The sequence below is a fragment of the Streptosporangium nanhuense genome (assembly GCF_059358815.1).
The window spans coordinates 1-3868 of record NZ_JCADBG010000074.1; the positions used below are offsets into that span (position 1 = coordinate 1).

The 3868-nt window shown below is 64.4% G+C and carries 3 protein-coding genes; 1 reads left to right on the plus strand and 2 read right to left on the minus strand.

Annotated features, from left to right (window positions below):
* Positions 1-1022 precede the first annotated feature (1022 nt).
* On the minus strand, positions 1023-1286 hold the full coding sequence (locus AC5L38_RS43920) for a hypothetical protein (RefSeq protein ID WP_495248766.1): 264 nt from the start codon (positions 1284-1286) through the stop codon (positions 1023-1025).
* 281 nt (positions 1287-1567) lie between these two features.
* Positions 1568-2410 (minus strand): GntR family transcriptional regulator, encoded by an 843-nt coding sequence (locus AC5L38_RS43925; protein WP_495248767.1) that lies wholly within the window; start codon positions 2408-2410, stop codon positions 1568-1570.
* Between the two features lie 125 nt (positions 2411-2535).
* Between AC5L38_RS43925 and AC5L38_RS43930 the strand changes: the two genes are divergently transcribed.
* Positions 2536-3813, plus strand: a complete 1278-nt coding sequence (locus AC5L38_RS43930) for a replication initiator (RefSeq protein ID WP_495248768.1) — start codon at positions 2536-2538, stop codon at positions 3811-3813.
* Positions 3814-3868 lie beyond the last annotated feature (55 nt).

Sequence of the window (3868 nt, forward strand, 5' to 3'; positions counted from 1 at the left end):
CGCGAACAGCCACTAAGGCGAGGTCTCAAAGGACCATCGCCGCATAACCGAGTCTCCACACTTTCAGGGGATGGACAGGCGCGGGTGATCTGGACGGCCCTGCTGTCCGGAAGTGCCCGGTAGGACGGGCGTGGCGACATGGGATCTGGAGGGACCCATGTCGCCGCGTCTTTAACAGGCGGCAAATCAAGCCGGAAAAATTAGAGCTAGCAGACCCAGGAAATAGAAACCGAACGGCGGTATGACCGTCCGCCAGATCATCCCGTCTGCCGTTGCTGTCACTGATCCGCCTTTGAAGGCTGTGCGATGAGGACGGCCCATTTGGCGCCAGGTGGCGCCTCTACTTTAATGCGGCGATTTTCCACCCTATTGGGAATCGTGCTGGTTCGTATGTCGCCGGGACCGGTCGAACATCGTCGAGGGAACTGGGATTTCCCGACTCGTACCATCATTGTCCCATCTGCGCCGACGCAGTCGGTAGCGAGCCGAAAAGACGTTCCTACCTTTATATCCGTGCTCCAGACAGAGACCATCCCCTGCTTTTCCACATAGTGCAGTAGAACTTTGGTCTTAACGCCTTGCGAAATGTCGACAAGGGTCTGGGGCGCACCTGACATCGTCGTCTTGGTGGCATGCTTTGCCTCAGGTACGTTGCTGCCGCTGGGAGTGCAGCTGACTAGGAGTGCCGTAGCTGCAATAATCGTGACCAGTATGCGCACTTCACACCTTTCGGAGATCAAGACGCGCATAGATTATTGGAGCAGTGCCGCAAACACCACCGATCCTGCCTGATCTTCCCGTCTGCCTCGTCCCACCCCGGAGGGGCAACAGCTCGGAGACGGAGGGTCAAGGCCGTCTTCGCGTGTACGTCAGCCGGTAGACGTTCCTCGGCCATGGGATGCCAACGGTCACAGACGGCCTTGATCCGGAGGAGCCGAGATGTTGGGCTTGCCTGGGACGTGGTAGACGGGAAGATCCGGCCCCTACCCCAACCACCTACAGCCTTCGTGCCGGAACGGCGATCATCCCGGAGCCGAAGTGCCCCCGCCGGAGGCATCTTTCCCACGGCCCGTGGTCGCAGCCGCAAGACCACCAATCATCATGCCGACTCCGGCAAGAACGAGAAAGGCGGGCTTGATTAGTTCCACCAAGGTAACGGAAGTGGGGGCAGCGATAAAGGCGGTGCCTCTGATGCTCCAGTTGATCACCAGAGGATCGAAAAAGACCATAAACAAGCCAGCGAGGATAAAGAGGGTGCCTACGCCAAGAAATAAATTTCGCAGCATAGTGACGGATGCTACGAGATCATGCCCCTGGTGCGCGAACTCTCAATCGAAAAGCAGAACGGCCGGATCCGATGGCTGAAGCGACCTTGCGGGCGGTGGTGCGACCCCACTGCGGCGGGCGATGGTCGAGTGCGGCGGCTGGGCGGTGCGGCGGGCGGGCCGATTCCCGCCGCCGTTCGGGACCGGCGTCCACGCCGCACGCCCGGACGGCGGGCGGTGGGAGGGCCGTGCGACGGCGCGGCGCGCCGCCGCCTTGAACCAGTAAAGAAAGTCTGAGCCCACTACACCCTGAGTGAGACCTGTCCGTCTGATCCGGCCTGGTCGTGCTCGCTGGCTGCTGCGGCTTCGAAGCGGTCGCCGGGGGCCTCAATCTCGGTGAACTCCAGCGGGCGGCCGTCCTTGCTGAGCATCAGCCGGCGGACCAGCAACAGGGGTGTGCCGATGGGCTCCATGTTGAGGTCTTCGTAGGTCTCGCCGTAGGGCATCTGGGCGTGGACCGAGGTGATCCAGCGCAGCGGTCCGTGGGTGCGCTCCAGGTGGGCGTAGTAGTCCTCGGGTTCGATCTCAGAGTCGATCTCCATACCTCTGCCTTCGCCGGTGATCGTGGCGACCTGGTCAGCCAGGAGGTAGGAGCACAGGTGGATACGGGCTCGGGTCTTGGTGTGCTGCCAGTAGGCGTAGCGGTAGACGCCCATACGGCCTCGGCGCACGCCCAGGACGTCGGCTTTGCTGCCCTCGATGGTCATGAACAGCGCCGAGTTGGGAGTGACGCGACCTGCGGTGCGTTCGGCTTCGCTGGCGACGGTGACGTGTTCCCATCCCTGCTTGGCAGGGTCGTACGTGGGGCTGAGCAGGTCTTCGCGCACTGAGCCGCCCATGAGGATCAGGCGGCGGTCAGGAGTAGGGCGAACGAAGGTGCCCCGGCCGTGGGCGACGGTGAGCAGCCCTTCCCCGACGAGCTGGGCGATGGCTTTGCGGATCGTCGGGCGCGAGGTGGCGTACTCGTTGGCGAGGAAAGCTTCGCCGGGGAGTGCCTGTCCTGGCTGGTAGTGGTCTTGCACCACGTCTGAACGCAAGAGGTCGGCGATGATTCGCCACCGGGCGGCGCCCTTGTCATCGGTCATGCCGAGTTCTCCTTCTTCCACGTTTGCTCTTTACAAGAGGTAGCACGTGTTGTTTACCATGCCCACATGAGCCAAGACGTAGCACGTGTTGGAGTACCTGTCGGGATCGAGCGAAGGAGGACGTCATGAACAGCAAGGAGGAAGCGCAGCACCGCACCGCCGACCAGCAGCTGGAATGGCTGGTCGATCTCGCACGGGTGATCAACGATCCGGGCTACGACCGGTGGCGCTCAATGGTCGCGGCGACCGGAGGGTGTACCCACCCGGTGCACCTGGCGGGCGAGTCGTTGATCGTCAACGCGACCAGCGGTGAGGTGCTGCACAGCTACCGCACGACGGATGAGCCGTCCGGGCATCTGCTGGTGGCCTGCGGCAACCGGCGGGCTTCTGTGTGTTCGTCCTGCTCGGAGGTCTACCGGGCCGACACCTTCCAGCTCATCCGGGCGGGCCTGTCCGGCGGCAAGGGTGTCCCGCAGGAGGTGAGCGGGCATCCTCGGGCGTTCGTCACGCTCACCGCTCCCTCGTTCGGGCCGGTGCATACCCGGCGAGAGAAGGGCGGGACGGTGCGGGCCTGCCGTCCTCGTAACCGCGACAAGGTCTGTGAGCACGGGTATCCGGTCGGCTGCCATGCTCGCCACGAGCCGGGAGACGGACGGCTCGGGCAACCCATATGCGACCGGTGTTACGACTACGTGGGCGCGGTGCTCTGGCAGGCTCACGTGGGCGCGCTGTGGCACCGCTTCACCCTGGAAGTGCGGCGCACTCTCGCTAGCGAGGCGGGGCTGAGCCGTCGGGAGTTCGCCAGGCGGGTCCGGGTGTCGTTCGCCAAGGTGGCCGAGTACCAGCGGCGCGGCCTGGTGCACTTCCACGCCATCGTCAGGCTCGACGGTCCGGGCGGCGGGAGTGAGGTCCCTCCGGGCTGGGCTGATCACGGCCTGCTCACTCGCGCGATCCCTCCGGCGGTCCGGCGGGTCACGGTCACCTCTCCCCTAAGTGATCTCGGTCGATGGGACCTGGTCTGGGGCGATCAGCTCGACATCCGGCCCATTCTGCTCGACCAGGCGGCGGACGGGCTGAGCGAGCGGGCGGTGGCCGGCTACATCGCCAAGTACGCCACCAAGGGCGCCGAAGCATCCGGCACCGTCGACCACCGGTTGTCGTGTCCGGCCTGCGGCGGTCGCGGGCGGTTGAGTCTGATGGCGTCCTGCGGTCGCTGCCACGGAACGGGCTTGAAGCCGGGGCTGCACCTGGACGCGCTACCGGTCAGCGAGCACGCCCGGCGCATGATCCGCACCTGCTGGGAACTGGGCGCACGTCCCGAGTACAAGGCGCTCCGGCTCCGGCCTTGGGCGCACATGCTGGGATTTCGCGGCCACTTCTCGGATCTGGCAAGATTTTCGTGATGGGTGACAGTGAGTGTTCGTGATCATGCGAGCAGGACCCGTTTTCGTAGGAGGA